Source organism: Nonomuraea sp. B10E15 (assembly GCF_039871615.1).
In the GTDB taxonomy this organism is placed as follows: domain Bacteria; phylum Actinomycetota; class Actinomycetes; order Streptosporangiales; family Streptosporangiaceae; genus Nonomuraea.
Map to the genome: position 1 here is coordinate 132,966 of NZ_JBDPMB010000017.1, position 19,328 is coordinate 152,293.

Here is a 19,328-nt window from a genome sequence, read left to right on the forward strand (position 1 = left end):
CTGGACAGGGCGAGGCAGGGGTTGCCGTGTCCTCGCCCTGGGCGTTTTGGGCGTTACGGCCTCCACTGCTCCGCCGGCGACGCACCCGGCAGCGGCTTGCCGATGAGGGCGAGCGGGAGGAAGAAGCAGACCTGGCCGATGGCCATGATCAGCGTGGCGAGCGCCTTGTCGTCGTACTGCTCGGACGCCTGGGCGTAGAGCTCGTCGGGGACGCGCTCGCCCCACGGGTTCGGGGTGAGCACGGATTCGACCAGTTCGAGCGCGATGCGTTCGGCGTCGGTGAAGTACGGCGCGTCCCGCCAGGAGGCCACCGCGGTGATGCTCTCCTCGGTGGCGCCGGCCTTACGGAGGTTGCCGGTGTGCAGGACGGTCAGGTACGTGCTGCCGACGATCTGGCCGGCGCGCAGCTGGACCAGGCTGATGGTGGTCTGCGGGATCGTGCCGTTCCCGGCCGCCTTGTGCAGGGCGCCGCCGATGTCCTTGAGTTCGGGGACGAGCACGGCGGGGTTGGGCAGGCGCGACTCGGTGGTGGTCATGGTGGGGTTTCCCTTCTGGATCTCAGGTGGTGGATCACTGCTCTGACGGATCGCATGGGGCGAAGGTGACCGGTGAGGCGGTCGATTTCATCCGGGCGTGCCGCCGAGGGTTTCCGGCGTGGGCTCGGTGTCCCGGTTCGTGGGCCGGGGGCGCAGAAGGAGGCCGGCGGTGAGGATGGCGGCCAGGTAGAAGGCGCCCGCGCCGAGCATGCCGGCGGTGTAGCCGCTGGTGAGCGCGTCGTGCAGAGGAGTGCCTGCCGGTTGGCTCGTGGTGGCGGTGACGGCGATGCCGGCCAGGACGGCCAGACCGAGGGCGCCGCCGATCTGCTGGCTGGTGTTGACCAAGCCGGAGGCGATGCCGGAGTCGCGCGAGGCGACGCCCTGTACGCCGCCGATGGTGGCCGCGACGAAGCCGATGCCCAGGCCGATGCCGCCGGCGAGCTGGGCGGGTAGCAGCACGAGCAGGGGGTTCTGGTCCGGGGTCAGCAGACTGAACCAGCCCATCGCCGCGGCGGCCACCGTCATCCCGGTCGCCAGGACGATCCGGGTGGAGGTGCGGGCCTGCAGTCTGGGGCCGATGACGCCGGAGCCGAGGCCGATGCCGATGGCGAACGGCAGATAGGCCAGTCCGGTGATCACGGGCGAGTACTGCTTGATCGTCTGCATGTACAGGGTGAGGAAGTAGAAGGTGGCCAACTGCCCGGCGCCCATGAGCAGCATGACCAGGTTGGCGCCGAGCCTGCCGCGGTCGGCCAGCACGCCCGACGGCAGTATCGGGCTGCGCGCGCTGCGTTGGATGAACGTGAACGCCACGAGCAGCGCGACGGCGATCGCGCCGAAGGTCACGGTGAGCCCGTCGCCGACACCATGCGAGCCGGCCCGGTTGATCGCGTATACCAGCGCACCGAGGGCGAGCGTCACCGTGGCCGCGCCGGGCAGGTCGAGGCCGCCGCTCTTGCGAGTGCCGGGCACCAGAGCGAATGTCCCAGCCAGGACCAGCAGCGCGATGGGGATGTTGACAAACATGATCCATCGCCAGCCCGCATACTCGGTGAGTGCGCCGCCCAGCAGCAGGCCGGCAATCGAACCGAGGCCGCCCATGGCGCCGTACACGCCGAGCGCCTTGTTGCGCGCCGGCCCGGCGGGAAAGGTGTCGGCCAGCAGGGACAGCGCGGCCGGGGCGACGATCGCGGCGCCGACGCCCTGCAGGACCCGGGCGGCGACCAGCATGCTCCCGTTGCCGGCCAGGCCGCCCAGAAGGGACGCGGCCAGGAAGACGACCAGTCCGGCGCGGAACAGTCTTCGGCGGCCGAACAGGTCGCCGGCGCGGCCGCCGGCCAGCAACAGGCCGCCGAAGGCCAGGGCGTAGGCGGTGAGCACCCAGTCCAGGTCGGCCTCGGCGATGCCGAGCCCGGTTCCGATGACGGGCAGGCCCACGGTCACGATGGTGCCGTCCATCACCACCAGCAGTTGCGCGGCCGCGATCACCAGCAGCGCCAAGCGGGTGTTGCGGGTTTCGGAGTGAGAGGTCATGCCTGCTCCTCAAGAGCGGTGGCGGCGCCGTGGACGGCGGCGGCGAGCTGGTCGTGCTCGGGGTAGGACCAGCCGAAGCCGAAACGGCGGCGGGTGTAGCCGAAGGCGATGCCGGTGGCCGGGTCGGCGAAGGCCTCCGAGCCGGCCGAGCCGTCGTGGCCGAACGCGTTCGCGCTGAGGAAGCCGTACCGCAGCCCCTTGGCCTGGAAGCCGACCGCGTAGTTGCCCTGGTCGCCGCGGACCAGGTCGGCGCCGGTGGAGTGCAGCATGGAGAACTCGCCGACGGTGTCCGCCTTGAGGAGCGGAGGCTGCCCGTCGATCCCCCAGACGGCCGCCGCGTACAGGCCGGCCAGACCGCGCGCGCTGCCCACCCCGCCGGCCGACGCCTGGCCGCCCGCGCGCACGGCGCGAGCGTTGGCGAACGCCACCTGGTCCAGGGGCGGCGTGCTGTTGAGCCCGTACCCGATGCCGAGGATGCTGTGCGGGCCTGGCAGGTTCGACCAGAACGCGGCCTCCTGATCCGGCGTGGCCGTCCACCACCGGATCGGCCGGAACCGGCCCTCTTCGGCCTCGGGCAGCCCCAGGTACAGGTCGAGCCCGTACGGCACCCGGATGCGCTCGTCGTAGACCTGCTGCAGCGACTGCCCGGTCACCCGCCGGATCACCTCGTTCACCATGGCGAACGAGACGAACCCGCCGTAGCCGTAGGCCGAACCCGGCCGCCAGTACGGCCGCTGCCCGGCCAGGCGGCGCGCGATCACCGCGTCGTCGGCCAGCTCGGCCGCCGGCAGCCCGCCGTCGACACCGATGACGCCCGAGCGGTGCGTCAGCACGTCCCGCAGGGTGATTCCGCCCTTGCCGGCCGCGGCGAACTCCGGCCAGTGCCGGGCCACCGGCTCGTCGAGATCGAGGACCCCCTCCTGCACCAGCAGCGCCGCCACCAGCGTCGCGGCACCCTTGGTGGAGGAGTACACCCCGGTCAGCGTGTCACCGCTCACCTCCGAACCCGCCCACAGGTCCACCACCCGCCGGCCGTGCGCGTAGGCGGTCAACTGCGCGCCCACCTGGCCGTCCTGCTCCGCCACCACCGCGGCGAACGCCTCGCGCACCTGCTCGAAGCCGTCCGCCACCGTTCCGTGGACATCCATCCTGCTCATCGCCGGCAACCCTTCGTGAGTGAGTGTTGTTGGTCGCCGGCATGACGGATGGTCCGCAGGAAAGGTGACCGGGTGCGTTCGCGGTCACCTTTCACTGCTCTGATGCGTCAGGTGTCTGACATAGCTGAGATGAGAGGAATGGTCTTGAGGGCTCCGCATCGATGCGGGTCAGGCTACTCCGACCGAAATTTCCCTGTGACGACAGAGAGGCCGTCGCGTTGCGCGGAGCTCAGACGGTCGGGCCTTGGGATGACGGCGTACGCGCCGCGCCCGCACCGCTCCACCGCGAGCGGGTCGGAGAGGGCAGGACGGCGTCCGATCGTGTCCACGGCGTCGGCCGCCCGCTGGACGGGCCACTCCAGCGCCGTGGCGAGGTCGTCCACGGTGAGCGGCCGGGCGGCGTGCACCAGTGCGGCCAGCACCGTCAGCGCGTCGCGAACGACGGCGCCGGTGGGACCGCTGTCGTTCATCCGCTCGCTGATCCAGGTGAAGAACCGCGCCATCTCGCCCAGCCGGGCGGCGACGGGCGAGCCGGTGCCGAAGATCTCGATCCCGTGCCGTGCGGCCGCCGCGACCTCGGCGTGCGCCCCGGTGTCGGCTTTGAACGCGTGGAGCCAGACGTCGTCGTCGATGACGTACCGCTCCCGGCGGCCGGAATCCTGCGCGCGCCTGACCAGCTCCATCGCCTCGAGATAGCCGATGGCCTTCGACACCGACGCCGGGCTGACCTGCAGCCGGCGTACGAGCTCGGCGGACGTCAGGCTGCCGGACCCGGAGGCGAGCAGGCAGACGAACACGCGAGCGGGCATCCGGGGAAGGCCGGTGCCGGCCAGCAGGATCGCCAACCGCTCCACGAAACCGTGCACGGGCTCGGCCGGCCGTTCCGCGGCCTGAACCGCTCTGCGGCGGCGGGCGCGCTGCCCGGCGGCCTGCTGGGCGCGGTCGGCCAGGTAGCCGCCGGGCGCGCTGTTGCGTGCCACTTCGCGGCTGATCGTGGACGTCGGCCTGCCCAGCCGCCTGGCGATCTCGGCGTATCCCAGCCCTTCGGCCAGCCAGATCGCGATCTGCCTGCGATCCTCGTGGGTCAGCCTGCCTCCGGGCATCGGCTCCCTTTCTCTTCGGGTCCGCGCGTGCGTTCGCCACAGTACATTGCAACGACGGCTCGGCAAGAATTGCATTTACCGACACTTCTGTTGCAACGATTCACGTGAAAGCCCAAGAATTCGTTGACGGGTCCGGAAAGGCAACGTAGCTTTTGCCTGCTTCGAAGACTCAGAGGTGACGAGGAATCCCTTATGGCGAACATTTTGGACGTGACCCGCATTCGAGCTCGCGTCGCCGAGTTGCTGGCCGAATACCGGATCCCTAGCGCCGCGATCGGCGTCCTCCACGGCGGGCGGACCACCGACTTCGCCGTCGGCGTCACGAACGCCCTCACGCGGGACCTCGCGACGTCCGGCACCGTCTACCAGTGCGGCTCCGTGTCCAAGACCTGGACCGCCCTCGCCTTCATGCAGCTCGTCGACGAGGGGAAAGTCGATCTGGACGAGCCGGTGCGGACCTACCTCCCCGATTTCCGGGTGGCCGACCCCGGCGTCAGCGTCAAGGTCACACCCCGCCATCTCCTCAACCACACCCACGGCATCGAGGAGGACTACGGAGATCCGGGCGAGGACGACGACGTGTACGAGCGCATGGTGCGGAACATCGCCGGCGCACGCCAGGTCCACCCCTTGGGCCACACGCACGGCTACAGCCCGGCCCTGGGCTACGCGATCCTCGCCCGCATCATGGAGGTGATCGACGGCGAGCGATGGGACGACATCATGAAGGATCGCCTGTTCGACCCCTTGGGACTGACCTCGACGAGCAGCCGCCGCGAGCACGTGGATCAGGACCGGGCCGCGACCGGGCACCTGATCCGATCCCTCGAAGAGGGCGCCGTCCTTTCACCGCTTGGTCACCTGCCGCGCTCCTTCGGCCCCGGAGGCAACGTCAACACGACAGCCTCGGAACTGCTCATGATGGCGTACGTCTTCCTCCACGAAGGAAGGGCGCCGAACGGGGCCACGATCGTCTCCCCCGGCATCATCCGCGAGATGACGCAGTCGCGGGTCCCCGTACCTGACCCGTACACGTTCGGGCCGGAATGGGCACTCGGCCTCATCGTGTGCGACTGGCACGGGCAGACCGTCTACGCCCACGACGGCAGCGCGGTCGGCCAGAGCGCACGGCTGCGGATCCTGCCGGAGTCGGGCATCGCCGTCTCGATGCTGGCGAACGCCGGCCCGCGCGACAGCTTCTACCGGAAGGTGTTCAACGAGATCCTGGCCGGCCTGGGCGCGGTCACGATCCCCGGCCTGCCGGAGCCCGACCCCACGCTGGCTCTCGATCTGTCGAGGTACGAAGGCTCCTACGAGCGCCCCGGCACCCGCTACGAGGTGGCGGCCGAGAACGGGAGACTGCACCTCAGATTCTCCCTGAACCCCATGGAGGCGCGAGTCCTCGACAGGCCGGAGCAGCTCGACTACGAGCTGCTCCCGATCAGCGAGACCCATTTCTTGATGCCTTCTGACGATCCGTTGGAGGACCCTCAGACCGTCGCGATCTACGACTTCGATAAGGGCGCCGCACGATATCTGCACATCAATTGCCGGGTGAATCCGAGAGTGCCCGAGAGGAGCGGTACGGTGCCCGTCATGGCTGTTTCCACGGTCTCTGACGGCAACGGTTTCTGGGATTCCGTGAAGAAGGCGTACGGCCGGCTTCCCCAGGGCGCCAGGTGGACCCTGGCGGTGGCGAGCACCGACGGGACCAAGGCGGTGAACGTCATCATGCATGACTCGATCGACGGCGTCAGGAACTTCCTCGAGGATCACACCGGCGCCTTCGCCACGACGGACTACTTCGAGGCCGACGCGGCCAACGCGGTCGGCCTCCCGACGCGGTAGCCGCCCCGTCGCACAGCCGGACGGCGGCGAACCTCGCCGGAGCCGTGACCCGCGAAGGCGCTAGCCGAAAGGCGGACCGGAGGCGGCGATCACGTGCTTGACCACCTGGACGTCCTTGAGTTCGAAGGACGCGGCGGGCCTGGGGGCGATCGCCCGCCAGGCGTCCAGCGCCTCCTGGGACTCGAAATGCTCAAAGATGTTCACCCGGCCGGGGTCGGCGACGTCGGCTGAGATGGCCACATCGATGCACCCGGGACAGGCGCGCGCCGCCTCGACGATCCCGCGATGCGCCTCGACGCAACGATCCCTGACCTCCGGATCGACGAACACCTTTCCCGCCACGATCACCGTCATGATGACGCTCCTTCTTCCCTTGCGAACCGTTCGCCCATGCTGACCGGCCGCGGCGGCAGAACTCATCGCCACGGCCGGAGGAGGCGAGACCCGTCGCGACAGGGTCGGCCGGGCCCCTCCACCACCGGGAGACGTTGAGCACCCGGATGTAATAGGTCACCGCCTTTCTGACCAAGAAGGGGAAAGCGGGAGCTACAGGAAGGCACACGGGATGGCCGACAATCCATCGCAGGATCTCCGCAGGACGATGCGGGATCCCGCGGCGTTCGAGGTCTTCTACCGAGGACACGCCGAACGAGTGAGCCGCTTCGTGGCCCGGCGGATGACTGATCCGCACACGGTGGACGATCTCACCACAGAGGTGTTCCTGGCCGCCATCGACACTGCGGCCACCTACCGGCCGGATCGGGGCAGCGAGGAGGCCTGGCTGTTCGGCATCGCGCGCAACGTGGTGGCCTCCGAGCAGCGTAGGGCGGCCAAGGAACTGCACAAGAACGCCAGGGCGGCGGGACAGCGCACGCTGGACGCCGATGACCTCACCCGTCTGGAAGAACGCATCGACGCGGAACGAGCCGTCCGCCCGCTGCTGACCGCCATCGCCGGCCTGCCCAAGAGCCTGCGGGCCGTGGCCGAACTGGTGGACGTGGACGGCCTGTCGGTCGCCGATGCGGCGACCGCGTTGCGCATTCGCGTCAGCACCGCCAGGGTCCGGCTGCACCGCGCGCGCCGCCGGCTCATGGCCGACCCGACCGGCCTCCCTGAATCCATCTTGGAAGGATCGTCATGAATGAGACTCTTGCCGGGTTCGAACAGCGCCGGCTGGCCGAACTCAAGGACCACATCACCGCGCGGGCTGCGGCCGCGCGGAACAGGCGGCCACGCCGCCGGATCGCTCTCGCCGTAGCGGCCGGAGCGGTGGCCGCCACCGTGGCCGCCGTGGCCACCGTCACCTCCATGGGAGGCGGCGACACCGCCTATGCCGTCACCAAGGACTCCGACGGCATCGTCTATGTGACGGTACGCGACTTCCGCGACGCGAAGGGATTGAGCAGGCAGCTCGCCAGCCTGGGCGTCCCGGCCCTCGTCGACTTCGTCCCCGCGGGCCAGAAGTGCAGGGACGAACGGGGGACCTCCGTGAAGGACATCCCGCGCGGCCTGTACCACCCGCCGACGAAGATCCCCGGCGACAAGGAGGGCCAGGGCTGGCGGATGCAGATCGACACCAAGCTGTTCAAGCCGGGCCAGACCTTCGTCTGGACCCTGGAGGTCGATCCCGTCCACGGATGGTCCGGCACCAGCACCATCCTCATGCACGACCCCGTGGCGCCCTGCGTGCTGGTCCCCGACGACACGTGGCACAGCGTGCCCGCTGCATTCCCGTGGCAGACCACGTCTCTGGAGGGGTACGAGGTGGCCGGGAAGACCGTCGGCGAGGTCCGGCCGGAGATCGCCGAGCGCGGCCTCAAGGTCACCTATCTCATCACCGAGCCCCATCCCGACAGCGACCGGTTGCCGCCCGAAATGGCGCGCAACGTCCCCTACGTCATGTACCCGAATAAGCAGAACACTCCGGTCGGCGAGGACTGGTTCGTCTGGCAGGCGGACGAGCCGCAGCGGGGCACGATCCGGCTACTGGTCACCCGCAAGCTCAACGACCAGGTCGCTCAGGAGTGACACGCCGCAAGCGTGTGGTGGCGCACATCACACGACCGCACTGTCACAAGGATCGCGCCGCCGGTGACTCATGGTCGTCAGGACGCCGCGCGATCGATCCGCGCGGCGTGACCGCCACACCATGAAGATCGGAAAGACACCATGAGCAAGGTCTGGTTCGTCACCGGTTCGTCGCGCGGCCTCGGCCGTAACTTCGTCGAGGCCGCCCTGTCGCGCGGCGACAAGGTGGCCGCCACCGCCCGCACCACCGCCGGCCTGGACGACCTGGTCGCCGCCCACGGCGAGGCGGTGCTCCCGCTGGAGCTGGACGTGACCGACAAGGCCGCCGTCTTCGACGGTGTGCAGCGGGCCGCCAAGCATTTCGGCCGGCTCGACGTCATCGTGAACAACGCCGGCTACGCCCAGGTCGGCGCAATCGAGGAGCTGACCGAGCAGGACCTGCGCGACCAGCTGGAGACCAACCTGTTCGGCGCGGTGTGGGTGATCCAGGCCGCCCTGCCTTACCTGCGCGAGCAGGGCTCGGGCCACATCATCCAGCTGTCCTCCGCGGCCGGGCTCCTCGCGATGCCGCTCGGCGCCGCCTACTGCGCCTCCAAGTGGGCCCTGGAAGCGGTGAACGAATCCCTCGCCCAGGAGGTCGCCGAGTTCGGCATCAAGGTGACCGTCATCGAGCCCGGCGGCTTCGCCACCAGGTCGGGCAAGAACCCGGACCCGCTGGACAACGGTCACATGGCCGAGGCCAACCCGATCTACGACGGCCTCCGCCAGCGGCTCGCGGGCTTGACCGGCAAGCAGCCCGCGGGCGACCCGGCTGCCGCGGCACAGGCGCTCCTCACGCTCGTCGACTCCGACGCCCCGCCGCTGCGGGTGCTCTTCGGGCAGGGCTTCTACCCGATGGTCCAGCAGGCCTACGCCGACCGGCTCAAGACCTGGGCCGACTGGCAGGACCTCTCGGCACAGGCGCACGGCCCGCTGGATCGGTGACCCTCCCGTGGCGACGATGGCGCGCAGGGTGTCGGGGAAGTCGCGACACAGCGTCGCCGTGCCCACGCCCGCCTCTTGGCGATGCGCTCCAGGTGCGCGTCCAGTCCCTCCTCGGCGAGACGCTCACCGCAGCCGTAATGATCTTCTCCCGGTTGCGTCGCGCGTCGGCTCGCAACGGGCGTGGCGCATGCCGCCGGAGCCGTCATCGACGTGACGCGCCGTGCGGACCTGAAGCTCCTCACGAACACGGCGGTCCATCAGTACCGAGGCGCTGCGGCAGGAGTCGGGGCCTGACCTGCGGGTCACCCTCGTCTCCCCCGGGTTCACCGACACCGAGGGGGTGGGCAAGGCGCGCTCTGGCCCCGAGCGGTCACGGCAGCCCGCTGACTCGCTCAATCAGCCCGCGTAGCGGGTGGCGATCGCGGCGGCGCGGTTGCGCAGGGAGGTGCGCAACCACTGCGGGGCCAGGGCTTCCGCGCCCGTGCTGAGCTGCCACAGCGCCCATTCGGCGTGCCGCGCGTCCTGGAAGGACACCTCCAGCCGCAGCCGGCCGTCCACGTCGGCTTCCTCGGTGTGGACGGCCACCGCGGTGCCCACCAGCTCCTCCCGCCGCCCCGGGTCCACGCGGACCAGCACGGTGACCTGGTCGCCGCCGGTCCGGAACCGCGCGCTGCGGTCCTGCCAGGCCCGGTCCAGATCGACCCGGTCCGGTCGCTGTGCCGGTTCGGAGAGTTCCTCGGCGGCCAGGACCCGCGACAGCCGGTATGTGCGGTCCGCGCCGGACCTCGTGGCCAGCAGGTAGCCCCGGTCGCGCACGGTGACCAGGCCGATCGGGTCCACCGTGCGCCACTTCGGGGTCTGGTCCACCGCCGCGTAGCGGATGCGCAGCCGGTGTCCGGCGAGCACCGCGCGCCGGACCTCGGCCACTATCGCGTCAGGCACCTCCTCCGCGACCATCCGGCGCGAGAGCAGGTCGGTCTCCGGATCGATGAGCAGTCGCTCCGCCGCGCCGGCCGCGGTGTTCCTGTAGCTCTCGGGCAGCGCGTCGACCACCTTGAGCATCGCCGAAGCGAGCGCCGAGCCGAGACCGAACGCCTGCGCGCCGCGCCGCGATCCGGCGATCAGCAGGGCAAGGGCCTCGTCGTGGTTCAGCCCGGTGAGCTCGGTACGGAACCCGGGCAACAACGCGAACCCGCCGTGCCGGCCGCGTTCGGCGTAGACCGGGACGCCGGCCGCGGACAGCGCCTCGACGTCGCGCAGCACGGTGCGGGTGGACACCTCCAGCTCGCGGGACAGCGCGGCCGCGGACAGCCGGCCGTGTCGCCGCAGCAGCAACACCAGCGAGACCAACCGGTCGGCGCGCATACGAAGAAGTTATCGGAATACACGACAAAGGATGTCGTGATTTGCCGGGAGGCTTGTCTCCGCGGGCCACCCGGGCCGGTGTACGTCCCTGCTTTCGATGAAACGAATGGAGCTGATGCGGCAATGGTGCGAACGGCAGTCAACCCGTGGGCGTGGTCGGTGGAGATGGGGTACAACCAGGGCGAGATCGTCTCCGGGCACACCCGGACGCTCTACTGCGCCGGGCAGACCGCGATGAGCGGCGACGGCAAGCCCCAGCATGACGGTGACATGGCGGCGCAACTGGCGCTGAGCCTCGACAACCTGGAGGCCGTCCTCGGCGAGGCCGGCATGTCCCTCGCGGACCTCGTCCGGCTCAACGTCTACACCACCGACGTCGATCTGCTCTTCCAGCACTACGGCGTGCTGGCGTCGCGGTTGGGCGCCGCCGGGGTGGCGCCGGCCACCACGATGCTGGGGGTGACACGGCTGGCGATCCCCACCCTGATGGTCGAGCTCGAAGGGACCGCCGTCGGGTGATGCGACTTCGCCGTACGTCGAGCGGCAGGTGGGCGTCCGCCCTCCGTTCCAGTACTACGGCGCCAGCACGTAACTACACAGATCACCCGATGCGCCGCGCCTGTTTACCCGGCCACGCTCGAAGCATGACAGCCACCTACCCGCTGCGGACCATCGCCGCCCACGAGCTCGACGCGTGGGCCCGCATGATCACCACGACCTATGGTCAGGACTGGCACGAGGTCGGCCTCAGGAACGCCGCCTCCTCCATCGAACCCGGGCGCACGCTCGCCGCCTACGACAACGAGGAGATCGTCGGCGGCGCGTCGATCTACGGCCGCTTCGGGTACGGCATCGCCAGCCACGTGGCGGAGATCCGGGGCGACAAGAAGGCCATGGCCCTGCGGCCCGGCACCGACCTCGGAGACGGAATGATCCGCCTGCTCGGCCGCCAGGAGGCCCGGCCGCTGCTGGGGAAGGTCTACGACACCGCACGCCGTGCCGCGGCCGGCTGGGTCGATCGTACCGAGAGGTTCTGGGAGGCCGCCTGGCCGACGGCGAGCGCGCCCGCGACGGCGGCACGGAGCTGCGCTTCGCCCTGCACACCGAGCCCGGGGGCGAGGTCACCGGGCTCGGTGTGCAGGGCTATGACGGTGCCGTCGACGAGCCGCTGAAGCACCTGCTGACCGACCCGCGCGCGGCCCGCACCAGCGTGATCGACAACCTCTGGGTCCGCCTGGTCGACGTCGGCCGGGCGCTGGCGGTGGGCGGCACCACCCTGTCGTCCCTGGCGGCGGCGGGGCGGGTCGAGGAGCTACGCTCCGGCGCGGTGACCGCCGCCTCGCTCGCCTTCCGTGGAGAGCGCGAGCCCTTCCATCCCTCGGGCTGGGCCTTCCCCGCCTTCTGACGGGCGCGTTTCGAGACCGAGGACGTCGCCTCGCACGCGCGCCGAAGCGCATCACATCTGTTCCAGGTTGCGAACCCCTGCGCGGACGCCGCCATCCGCCCTCCGCCGGCGGTAGCCGCCTCAACCTCCAGCCGCCGGCCCGGCATCCGGACTCGTTCCTCGGTATCTCTCACGCAGAAACGGCATTCCTCATGCAGCAAGCGAACGCACCTGTCATCTCCGCTCCTCCCGACGGGCGCGCGGGTATCACCGCGGACCTGGTACGCCAGTTGATCGCGGCCCAGTTCCCCCAGCGGGAGGACCTTGCGATCGTCCCGGTGCCGGTGGACGGCCACGACAACCGGACCTACCGGCTGGGCGAGAGCACGGTCCGTCCGCCGACGGCCGAGGGCTACGTGTTGGCTGGAGGGCGAGACCGCCCATCCGTCGCGAATCGACGATATGCCGTCATTCGCCGTGCAGGTGGCCGAGTTCGTCCTGGCGATGCGACGCCACAGGCGGACCGCCGGCGGGCGCGCACAGTTTCTACCAGGGCTCCTCACTGACCCATTACGACGAGGAGACCCGCCGGTGCCTGGCCGCGCTGGAGGATCACCTCAACACCAGACTGGCCGCCGAGGTGTGGCGGGCGGCCATCGATTCGAGCTGGGAGGGGGACCCGGTGTGGTTCCACGGCGACATCGCTGAAGGGAACCTGCTGGTCGCCGACGGCAGGCTCGCCGCCGTCACCGACGTCCTGTCCGACCTGTGCCCTACTTGGTGTCGGTCAGGTGCTTCAGGAGGGTCTCGCTGATATCGCCCAGCTGCCGGATCTGTTCGGGCGACAGGAGGTCGATGAGGTGGGTGCGCACGCTCTCCACGTGGAGGGGGGCGGCGGCCTCGAGCGCGGCCTTTCCCTCGTCGGTGAGAATGGCGAGCCAGCCACGCCGGTCGTCCGCGCAGTGCTCCCGGCGTACCCACCCGGCCTGTTCCAGCTTGTTGATCGCGTGCGAGATGCGGCTGGGCTTGGAGTGGGTCCAGTGGGCCAGCTCGCTCATGCGCATGGTCCGGTCCGGGGCCTCCGACAGCAGGACCAGGAGCTCGTAGTAGGTGGGCGGCATGCCGGCCCCAGCCTGAAGGTCGCGTTCCAGCCGGTCGGTCAGCAGACGGCTGGCCCGGCCGAAGGCCCGCCAGGTGCGCTGTTCGTCGTCGGTGAGCCATCTCGTCATGACCTCATCGTACGCAATAGTTGCGCGCTGAAATACGCTGTGATGTAGTGTCGAACTGAATTATCCAGTACTGAACTACTTTGGATGGAGCACGTCGTGTACCCCAGCGAGCTCAGCGGCACCTACACCATCGACCCGGCGCACAGCCGTTTCGGCTTCGTGGCCCGCCACGCGATGGTCACCAAGGTGCGAGGCAGTTTCCCCGTCGTCGAGGCCACCGCCCACCTGGACGCCGCCGACCCGTCCGCCTCCACCGTCCGCGTGAAGCTGGACGCCGCCGGCGTGAACACCGGCAACCCGCAGCGTGACGGCCACCTGCGCACCGGGGACTTCCTCGACGCCGAGACCCACCCGCACATCACCTTCACCAGCACCGGCGTCAAGCACATCGACGACGCCCGCTTCGAGGTGACCGGCCGGCTGACCATCCGCGGCGTCACCCGCGAGATCACCATCCCGCTCGAGTTCGCCGGCACCGCCGTCGACGCCCAGGGCTTCACCCGGGCCGGCTTCGAGGGCAGCACCATGATCAATCGCAAGGACTACGGCGTCAGCTTCAACGCCGTCCTGGAAACCGGCGGCGTGATGATCTCCGAGGAGATCGCGCTCGAGTTTGACCTGTCCGCCGTCAAGAACGCCTGAAAGCCCCCACATGCCTGCTCTATAAGAACGTCTTCGGAGCGATCACCATGACCAACGCGGAACGCTCCCGCCGCAGCTCCTCGCCGCACCCGTGACCTCCCCCGAACGGACCAGATGCACGGTCACATGGTGCTGCTGGGATCTCGCGTTCGGGGGTCAGGATGGCTGGACCTCGTCGAAGGCGGCGAGGGCTTCGGTGGGGTCCGGGCTCACGAGGCGTTCCAGACCGGCCGCCGTGATCTCAGCCCATCTGCCGGCCCGTGCCCACATCTGTTCCTCGAAGGCGCGTACGGTCTCGTCCAGATCGCCGGGGGCGGTGGCGACGGCTTCGGCGAGTTCGGCACCTTCCAGCATCGCGAGGTTCGCGCCCACCCCCAAGGGAGGCATCAGGTGGGCGGCGTCGCCCAGCAGCGTCACCCCGGGAACGTGGGCCCAGGTGTGGGACACGGGCAGGACGTGGAGGGGGCGGTGGACGAAAGCGGTGCCGTGGCGCAGGAGGTCGAGGACGGGAGCGGCCCAGCCGTCGTACAGAGTCAGCAGGCTTGATCGCATGGCCTCGACGTCGGCCAGGTCCAGGCCCGCGCGCCGGTTCAAGCCCAGGTGCCGGTCCGGATCCGTGTGCCAGTCGAGGGGCGCGCGGAACCGGGCGTACACCTTGACGTGGCCGCCGCTGTTGCGCTGGGCGACGAGGGCGCGGTTCGCGCCGTACACGGCCACGGAACCGTCGCCGATCAGCCGGGCGAGGTCGGGGTGCCGGGTGTCGACGTCGTCCAGGGAGGTCTCGACGAGGGTGATGCCGGTGTAGTGCGGCGTCGCGGACGAGACCGCCCGGCGAACCCGGGACCAGGCGCCGTCCGCGCCGACCACGAGGTCGTACGTCTCCTGCCGCCCGTCCGCGAAGCGGACCAGCACGCCGTCCCGGGTCCCCGGCTGCACTTCCGTCACGCCCCGCCCCCACTGAACGTCCAGGGGGGCGAGCAGCAGGTCCCGCAGCTGTCCGCGGTCGATCTCGGGATTGGCCAGGTCATCCGGGCGCGGTTGCCAGTCGCGAAGGACGGTCCCGTCCGTGTCCAGGATGCGCATGGCCTGCCCTTCGGGACGGGACAGCGCCTGGAACTCCCCCAGCAGCCCGGCCTTGTCCAGCGCGAGCTGGCCCAGGTTTTCGTGCAGGTCCAGCGTGCCGCCCGGAGGGCGGGCGTCGGGGGCGGGATCGCGTTCGAGGACGGTGACGGGGTGATCGTGACGGTGCAGGACACGGGCGAAGGTAAGCCCGGCGGGGCCGCCTCCAATCACGGCGATACGATGTCTCATGTCGATACACTGTATTGCTCCGATACAATGTATCGCAACAGTACGATGTATTCATGACTGTGTGGGACCGTCCGGAGCCACCGACTCGCCCCGCGCCGCTCGACCGGGAGCGCATCGTCGCCGCCGCCATCGCGCTGGCCGACGAGGGCGGGCTGGAGGCGGTGTCGTTGCGCAAGGTCGCCGCCCGGCTGGAAGCCGGCCCGATGCGGCTGTACGGATACATCTCCACCAAGGAGGAGCTGTTCGACCTCATGGTGGACGAGGTCCACGCCGAGATCCTCCCCGAGGACCAACCCGGCGACTGGCGGGAGGCGCTGCGCGTTCTCGCCGGCCGCACCAGGCAGGCCGCCCTCCGTCACGAATGGCTGGCCGACCTGCTCGGCGGCCGTCCGTCCCTGGGCCCCAACGCCCTCTCCGTGACCGAGGCCACGCTCGCCGCCTTCGACGGCCTCGCCGACCTCGACACCGTCATGCGCGCCGTGGAGACCGTCAGCGCCTACTTCACCGGCGCGATCAGGCGCGAGATCGCGCACCTGCGGGCCGAGCGCGCCACGGGCCTGTCCGAGCGCGACTGGCAGCGCAGCTCCGGCCCGCATGTGATGAGGATGCTGGCCACGGGACGTTTCCCGGCGCTGGCCAGGGTCGTGCACGACGGCACGGACGTGGACGCGGAGACGTCGTTCGCGACCGGCCTGGACTGGGTCCTCGACGCCGTGGCCGCCAAACTCGGCCGGCCGCCGGCATGAGGATCTCCACGTGACATCCGCGCCGCCAGGGCATCGCGGCCTGGCAGGTGTGGCAGCTCGGGCCGCACCTGGCGGCGACGAACCGCCCGAAGGTTCCGTCCGGGCTTGGCCTGGTCAGAGGTGCGCGCGGGCCGAGGCGGACCAGTGGGGGGCGTTCCAGCGGTCGGCGATGGCGGCGGCCTGGGCGAAGTGGGCGGCGGCCTCGTCGTCGCGGCCGAGGAAGAGGGCGAGTTCGCCGAGCGTGTGGGCGACCGGACGCAGCGCCAGCGACAGGCTCCCCGCACCGGCCGGAGGCCCGTCGCGATGGGGAAGCAGGTCCGCGTAGCACTCCTCGGCGGCGCCGGTGTCGTTCAGTGCGATGACGGCCATGGCGCGCAGGGTGGTCAGGAAGGTGAAGAAGAAGTCGGGCCGGATCGGTCTCGGTGATGTGCGGGCCCGGCATGCCTCGTCGCCACGGCCGGCGGCGTGGAGGGCGAGCGCGAGCAGGTCGGCGACCATCGGGCCGAGCGCCTCGTGCAGAGCGCGCACGTCGTCCAGGTGGTCGCCGAGCGTGCCGTCGTTCAGCCGGATCGCCGCCAGCGCGAGGCCGACGAAGCCGGCGTGCACCGATCCGGCGCGTTCCATGCGTTCGGTGGCCTCGACGTAGAGGCGCTCGGCGTCGGCGAACCGGCCCTCGATGAGCACCAGGGTCGCCAGCGCGATCTCGACGGCGCCGATCGCCTCCGGCATCCGGTAGGCGCGGGCGAGGTCGAGCGCCTCCCCGGTCACGCGGCGCATGGTCGCCGGGTCGTTGGCCGTGGCGGCGTTCGCCGCCTGGCTGAGCAGCCCGGTCACGCGGTAGACGGGCAGGTCGTGCTCGACGCCGATCTCCACGAGCTCGCGGGCGTACTCCTCCCGCCCGGGGTCGCCGGCGAGGACCAGGAGCGCCGCGGCCCGGAGGCGCGGATCGGTGGCAAGGCCGAGGGCTTCCCGCGCCGCAGCCATGACCGTCGGATCGTCCTCGCCCACCAGCTCGTTGGCGTACGCGATGAGGAGGCGGGACCGCACGTCGGGGGCGAGACCGGTCCGCTTGAGCAGGCGGCTGAGGCGGCCGACGACGGGACGGTCGACCGTGCCGTACGTGCGGGCCTGCCAGGGGGTGGGTTCGGTCCAGGCGGTGAACGCGGCGATCATCAGGTCGTCGCGGCCGATCGACTCGGCGTACTCCACGGCCTTCTCGCGCGTGTCCCTGGCCGCGGCGACGGCCCCGGCCCTGATCTGCGCCCGGAGCAGCCTGCCGAGCAGGTCGACGCGCTCGTCCGGTTCGCTGGAGTTGGCGACCGCGTCGGTGAGGAGGGCTGCCGCCACGTCGTGGGCGTAACGCGCCTCGGCCAGCTCGGCGGCCCGCACGCAGTAGCCGACGGCCTTCGGCGATCCCGCTCGCGCATGGTGATGGGCGAGCGCCGCGACGTCGCCGGTGCCCTCAAGGGCGGCGGCGATCCGGGCGTGCATCCTCGCGGCCCGCAACCTGCTGACGTCGGCGACCAGCGTGTCCCTGACCAGCGCGTGAACGAACCGGACGCGCCCGGGGCCGGGCTCGTCGAGCAACCCGGCGATGACGCCCGCGTCCAGCGCGTCCAGCACGCCGTCCCCGTCGGAGTCGGCGGCCCGCACGAGCACGTCCACCGAACTTTCCCGGCCGGCCACCGCCGCCAGCCGCAGGACGGACACGCCGTTCTCGGGGAGCCTTGCCAGCCGGCGCCGCAGCACGTCCCGTACGCCCTCGGGGACCTCGGAGAGCGCGACCAGCGCGCCCTCGCCGTTCAGCAGCCGCGCGCTCTCCCGCACGTAGAACGGATTGCCACCGGTGCGCTCGGCGATCCCCGCCACCGTCGCGTCGTCGGCCTCGCTTTCGGCCCGTACGAGCTCGGCCACCGCCGCGCAGTCGAGCCCGGGCAGCGCGATCCGGAGCGGCGCGGTGCGGGCGAGCGCACCCAGCGTCTCGGTGAGGTGCTCGCTCTCGTCCGGGCGGTACGCCGCGACGACCAGGATCGGGGCCCGCACGCCGACGCCGCCGCCGAGCAGCCCCAGCGTGGTCGTGTCCGCCCAGTGCAGGTCGTCCAGCACGACGGCGACCGGCTGTTCCGTGGCGGCCGCCGCGAGCCAGCCCCAGACGGCCCGGCGCAGCCGGAACCGCCCGGCGGCGGCGTCGCTGTCCACCGGCATGGAGTCGGAGAGCAGCGGCGCCAGGTCTTCCGCGAACTGCCCCAGAGGGACGGCCGCGGCGACGGCCCGCAACGCCTCGACCCACGCCCACGCGGGTGGCGCGCCGTCGACCTCCGGACAACGCCCGGCGGCCACGAGCCAGCCGTCGCGCTCCAACCGCGCGCCGAGGTGCTCCAAGAGCGTCGACTTGCCCAGCCCCGCTTCCCCCGTGACAAGAGCGACGCGCGCCCCGTCGGCGGCAGCCTCCCCGGCGGCCGAAACCAGCGCGGCAAGCTCGACCTCCCGCCCCACGAACGAGGCAGCACGATGCAGGGTCGCAGCGTGCGAGGGCGTGGCTTGTGTGGGTGTGGACGCGGTGGCCGCGGGTGGGGGGACGGCCGCGCGGAGGATGTCGATGCGCTGGTCGAGGATCGCCTTTTCCAGGGCGACCAGGTCGGGGCCGGGGTCGAGACCGAGTTCGTCGGCGAAGGTGGTGCGGGCGCGGCGGAGCGTCGCCAGGGCGTCGGCCTGGCGGGCGCTGCTCCACAACGCCAGGGCGTGCAGGCGCCAGCCCTCTTCGCGCAGAGGCGCGTCGCGGGTGAGGCGTTCGGCCTCGGGGACCACCGAGGCGAGGTCGCCCGCCCGCAGGCCCGCCGCGACGTGGAGCTCGCGGGCGACCAGGCGCAGCTCGTTCAGGCGGGCGGTCTCGGCGGCGGCCCACGGCTCGTCGGCGACCTCGGCGAACGCGGGTCCCTGCCACAGGCCCAGCGCCTCTGCCAGCCGGGCGCGGGTGGCCCGAGGCTCGGCGAACGTGCGGGCCTCGCCGAGCAGGTCCTCGAAACGCCACGCGTCCACCGACTCGGGCGGCAGCCGCAGCGCGTATCCGGGGGCGGCGCTCACCAGGAGGCGGGCCGGGGTTCGGGGCGGGCGGCCGGGCTCCAGCAGCCGGCGCAGGTTGGAGACGTACGCCTGCAGGGAGGCCAGCGCACGGGACGGCGGCTCGCCGCGCCACAGGTCCTCGATCATCCGGTCGACCGGCACGACCTGTCCGCGCGCCGCGACCAGGAGGGCCAGGACGCCGCGCTGCCGAGGCCCACCCAGGGGGACGGACTCGCCGTTGACCTCCGCGCCGAAAGAGCCCAGAACCCGGATGAAGACCATGACGTGGAACATCGTACGCGCGCGGGTGTTCCATATCGGTTCCAAGTGCCTTCCAAGCGCCCGGGAGCAGCCTTGACGCCACGCCCGCCGCATCAGCCGGGTCCGCGCCGCCTGACC

18 protein-coding genes are annotated in these 19,328 nt (G+C 71.0%); 9 read left to right on the top strand and 9 right to left on the bottom strand.

All coding sequences use genetic code 11. The features are described 5' to 3' along the window. Positions 1 to 53 precede the first annotated feature (53 nt). From ABGB14_RS35475 to ABGB14_RS35490, 4 genes are all read right to left on the bottom strand, one after another. On the bottom strand, positions 54 to 536 hold the full coding sequence (locus ABGB14_RS35475) for a carboxymuconolactone decarboxylase family protein (protein WP_347648216.1): 483 nt from the start codon (positions 534 to 536) through the stop codon (positions 54 to 56). An 87-nt stretch (positions 537 to 623) separates the two neighbouring features. After that, complete coding sequence (locus ABGB14_RS35480; protein ID WP_347648217.1) at positions 624 to 2,069, bottom strand: MFS transporter; 1,446 nt, start codon at positions 2,067 to 2,069, stop codon at positions 624 to 626. Then, entirely contained in the window at positions 2,066 to 3,226 is a 1,161-nt protein-coding gene (locus tag ABGB14_RS35485) for a serine hydrolase domain-containing protein (RefSeq protein WP_347648218.1), read from the bottom strand. Before ABGB14_RS35485 ends, ABGB14_RS35480 begins: the two co-directional genes overlap by 4 nt. A 173-nt stretch (positions 3,227 to 3,399) precedes the next feature. Then, entirely contained in the window at positions 3,400 to 4,329 is a 930-nt protein-coding gene (locus ABGB14_RS35490) for a helix-turn-helix domain-containing protein (protein ID WP_347648219.1), read from the bottom strand. A gap of 210 nt (positions 4,330 to 4,539) precedes the next feature. On the opposite strand from ABGB14_RS35490, the gene ABGB14_RS35495 reads away from it, so the two are divergent. Continuing rightward, a complete protein-coding gene (locus ABGB14_RS35495) occupies positions 4,540 to 6,177 on the top strand; it encodes a serine hydrolase (RefSeq protein WP_347648220.1) in 1,638 nt (545 codons plus the stop codon). A 60-nt stretch (positions 6,178 to 6,237) separates the two neighbouring features. Here ABGB14_RS35495 and ABGB14_RS35500 read toward each other — a convergent pair whose 3' ends face one another. Further along, positions 6,238 to 6,531 (bottom strand): antibiotic biosynthesis monooxygenase, encoded by a 294-nt coding sequence (locus ABGB14_RS35500; RefSeq protein WP_347648221.1) that lies wholly within the window; start codon positions 6,529 to 6,531, stop codon positions 6,238 to 6,240. A gap of 211 nt (positions 6,532 to 6,742) precedes the next feature. Here ABGB14_RS35500 and ABGB14_RS35505 point away from each other — a divergent pair, with 211 nt between their 5' ends. From ABGB14_RS35505 to ABGB14_RS35515, 3 genes are all read left to right on the top strand, one after another. After that, positions 6,743 to 7,318 (top strand): RNA polymerase sigma factor, encoded by a 576-nt coding sequence (locus tag ABGB14_RS35505; RefSeq protein ID WP_347648222.1) that lies wholly within the window; start codon positions 6,743 to 6,745, stop codon positions 7,316 to 7,318. Continuing rightward, positions 7,315 to 8,205, top strand: a complete 891-nt coding sequence (locus ABGB14_RS35510; protein ID WP_347648223.1) for a hypothetical protein — start codon at positions 7,315 to 7,317, stop codon at positions 8,203 to 8,205. The genes ABGB14_RS35505 and ABGB14_RS35510 overlap by 4 nt, the downstream gene beginning before the upstream one ends. 141 nt (positions 8,206 to 8,346) lie before the next feature. After that, a complete protein-coding gene (locus ABGB14_RS35515; RefSeq protein WP_347648224.1) occupies positions 8,347 to 9,189 on the top strand; it encodes an SDR family NAD(P)-dependent oxidoreductase in 843 nt (280 codons plus the stop codon). A 396-nt stretch (positions 9,190 to 9,585) separates the two neighbouring features. On the opposite strand, the gene ABGB14_RS35520 is transcribed toward ABGB14_RS35515, so the two are convergent. Next, the gene (locus ABGB14_RS35520) at positions 9,586 to 10,554 is read right to left on the bottom strand and encodes a WYL domain-containing protein (protein ID WP_347648225.1); all 969 of its coding nucleotides are present in this window, start codon (positions 10,552 to 10,554) and stop codon (positions 9,586 to 9,588) included. A gap of 123 nt (positions 10,555 to 10,677) precedes the next feature. Between ABGB14_RS35520 and ABGB14_RS35525 the strand changes: the two genes are divergently transcribed. The 3 genes from ABGB14_RS35525 (at position 10,678) to ABGB14_RS35535 (ending at position 11,959) form a co-directional block, all read left to right on the top strand. After that, on the top strand, positions 10,678 to 11,073 hold the full coding sequence (locus ABGB14_RS35525) for a RidA family protein (RefSeq protein WP_347648226.1): 396 nt from the start codon (positions 10,678 to 10,680) through the stop codon (positions 11,071 to 11,073). A 125-nt stretch (positions 11,074 to 11,198) separates the two neighbouring features. After that, positions 11,199 to 11,726 (top strand): hypothetical protein, encoded by a 528-nt coding sequence (locus ABGB14_RS35530; protein ID WP_347648227.1) that lies wholly within the window; start codon positions 11,199 to 11,201, stop codon positions 11,724 to 11,726. Next, complete coding sequence (locus tag ABGB14_RS35535; RefSeq protein ID WP_347648228.1) at positions 11,690 to 11,959, top strand: hypothetical protein; 270 nt, start codon at positions 11,690 to 11,692, stop codon at positions 11,957 to 11,959. Before ABGB14_RS35530 ends, ABGB14_RS35535 begins: the two co-directional genes overlap by 37 nt. Before the next feature lie 752 nt (positions 11,960 to 12,711). Here ABGB14_RS35535 and ABGB14_RS35540 read toward each other — a convergent pair. After that, positions 12,712 to 13,167, bottom strand: coding sequence for a MarR family transcriptional regulator (locus ABGB14_RS35540; protein ID WP_347648229.1), 456 nt, complete (start codon positions 13,165 to 13,167; stop codon positions 12,712 to 12,714). Positions 13,168 to 13,251: 84 nt separating this feature from the next. Between ABGB14_RS35540 and ABGB14_RS35545 the strand changes: the two genes are divergently transcribed. Continuing rightward, positions 13,252 to 13,809: a YceI family protein gene (locus ABGB14_RS35545; protein ID WP_347648230.1), complete on the top strand. Its 558-nt coding sequence runs from the start codon at positions 13,252 to 13,254 to the stop codon at positions 13,807 to 13,809. A 156-nt stretch (positions 13,810 to 13,965) separates the two neighbouring features. On the opposite strand, the gene ABGB14_RS35550 is transcribed toward ABGB14_RS35545, so the two are convergent. After that, positions 13,966 to 15,120, bottom strand: coding sequence for an NAD(P)/FAD-dependent oxidoreductase (locus ABGB14_RS35550; protein ID WP_347648231.1), 1,155 nt, complete (start codon positions 15,118 to 15,120; stop codon positions 13,966 to 13,968). A gap of 53 nt (positions 15,121 to 15,173) precedes the next feature. Between ABGB14_RS35550 and ABGB14_RS35555 the strand changes: the two genes are divergently transcribed. Next, positions 15,174 to 15,866: a TetR/AcrR family transcriptional regulator C-terminal domain-containing protein gene (locus ABGB14_RS35555; protein ID WP_347648232.1), complete on the top strand. Its 693-nt coding sequence runs from the start codon at positions 15,174 to 15,176 to the stop codon at positions 15,864 to 15,866. Positions 15,867 to 15,980: 114 nt separating this feature from the next. On the opposite strand, the gene ABGB14_RS35560 is transcribed toward ABGB14_RS35555, so the two are convergent. After that, entirely contained in the window at positions 15,981 to 19,211 is a 3,231-nt protein-coding gene (locus ABGB14_RS35560; protein ID WP_347648233.1) for a BTAD domain-containing putative transcriptional regulator, read from the bottom strand. Positions 19,212 to 19,328 lie beyond the last annotated feature (117 nt).

Coding starts and splice junctions, on each gene's coding strand:
- ABGB14_RS35475 (WP_347648216.1), bottom strand. CDS start 536: ATGACCACCACCGAGTCGCGCCTGCCCAACCCCGCCGTGCTCGTCCCC.
- ABGB14_RS35480 (WP_347648217.1), bottom strand. CDS start 2,069: ATGACCTCTCACTCCGAAACCCGCAACACCCGCTTGGCGCTGCTGGTG.
- ABGB14_RS35485 (WP_347648218.1), bottom strand. CDS start 3,226: ATGAGCAGGATGGATGTCCACGGAACGGTGGCGGACGGCTTCGAGCAG.
- ABGB14_RS35490 (WP_347648219.1), bottom strand. CDS start 4,329: ATGCCCGGAGGCAGGCTGACCCACGAGGATCGCAGGCAGATCGCGATC.
- ABGB14_RS35500 (WP_347648221.1), bottom strand. CDS start 6,531: ATGACGGTGATCGTGGCGGGAAAGGTGTTCGTCGATCCGGAGGTCAGG.
- ABGB14_RS35505 (WP_347648222.1), top strand. CDS start 6,743: ATGGCCGACAATCCATCGCAGGATCTCCGCAGGACGATGCGGGATCCC.
- ABGB14_RS35510 (WP_347648223.1), top strand. CDS start 7,315: ATGAATGAGACTCTTGCCGGGTTCGAACAGCGCCGGCTGGCCGAACTC.
- ABGB14_RS35515 (WP_347648224.1), top strand. CDS start 8,347: ATGAGCAAGGTCTGGTTCGTCACCGGTTCGTCGCGCGGCCTCGGCCGT.
- ABGB14_RS35520 (WP_347648225.1), bottom strand. CDS start 10,554: ATGCGCGCCGACCGGTTGGTCTCGCTGGTGTTGCTGCTGCGGCGACAC.
- ABGB14_RS35525 (WP_347648226.1), top strand. CDS start 10,678: ATGGTGCGAACGGCAGTCAACCCGTGGGCGTGGTCGGTGGAGATGGGG.
- ABGB14_RS35530 (WP_347648227.1), top strand. CDS start 11,199: ATGACAGCCACCTACCCGCTGCGGACCATCGCCGCCCACGAGCTCGAC.
- ABGB14_RS35540 (WP_347648229.1), bottom strand. CDS start 13,167: ATGACGAGATGGCTCACCGACGACGAACAGCGCACCTGGCGGGCCTTC.
- ABGB14_RS35545 (WP_347648230.1), top strand. CDS start 13,252: ATGGAGCACGTCGTGTACCCCAGCGAGCTCAGCGGCACCTACACCATC.
- ABGB14_RS35550 (WP_347648231.1), bottom strand. CDS start 15,120: ATGAGACATCGTATCGCCGTGATTGGAGGCGGCCCCGCCGGGCTTACC.
- ABGB14_RS35555 (WP_347648232.1), top strand. CDS start 15,174: ATGACTGTGTGGGACCGTCCGGAGCCACCGACTCGCCCCGCGCCGCTC.
- ABGB14_RS35560 (WP_347648233.1), bottom strand. CDS start 19,211: ATGGTCTTCATCCGGGTTCTGGGCTCTTTCGGCGCGGAGGTCAACGGC.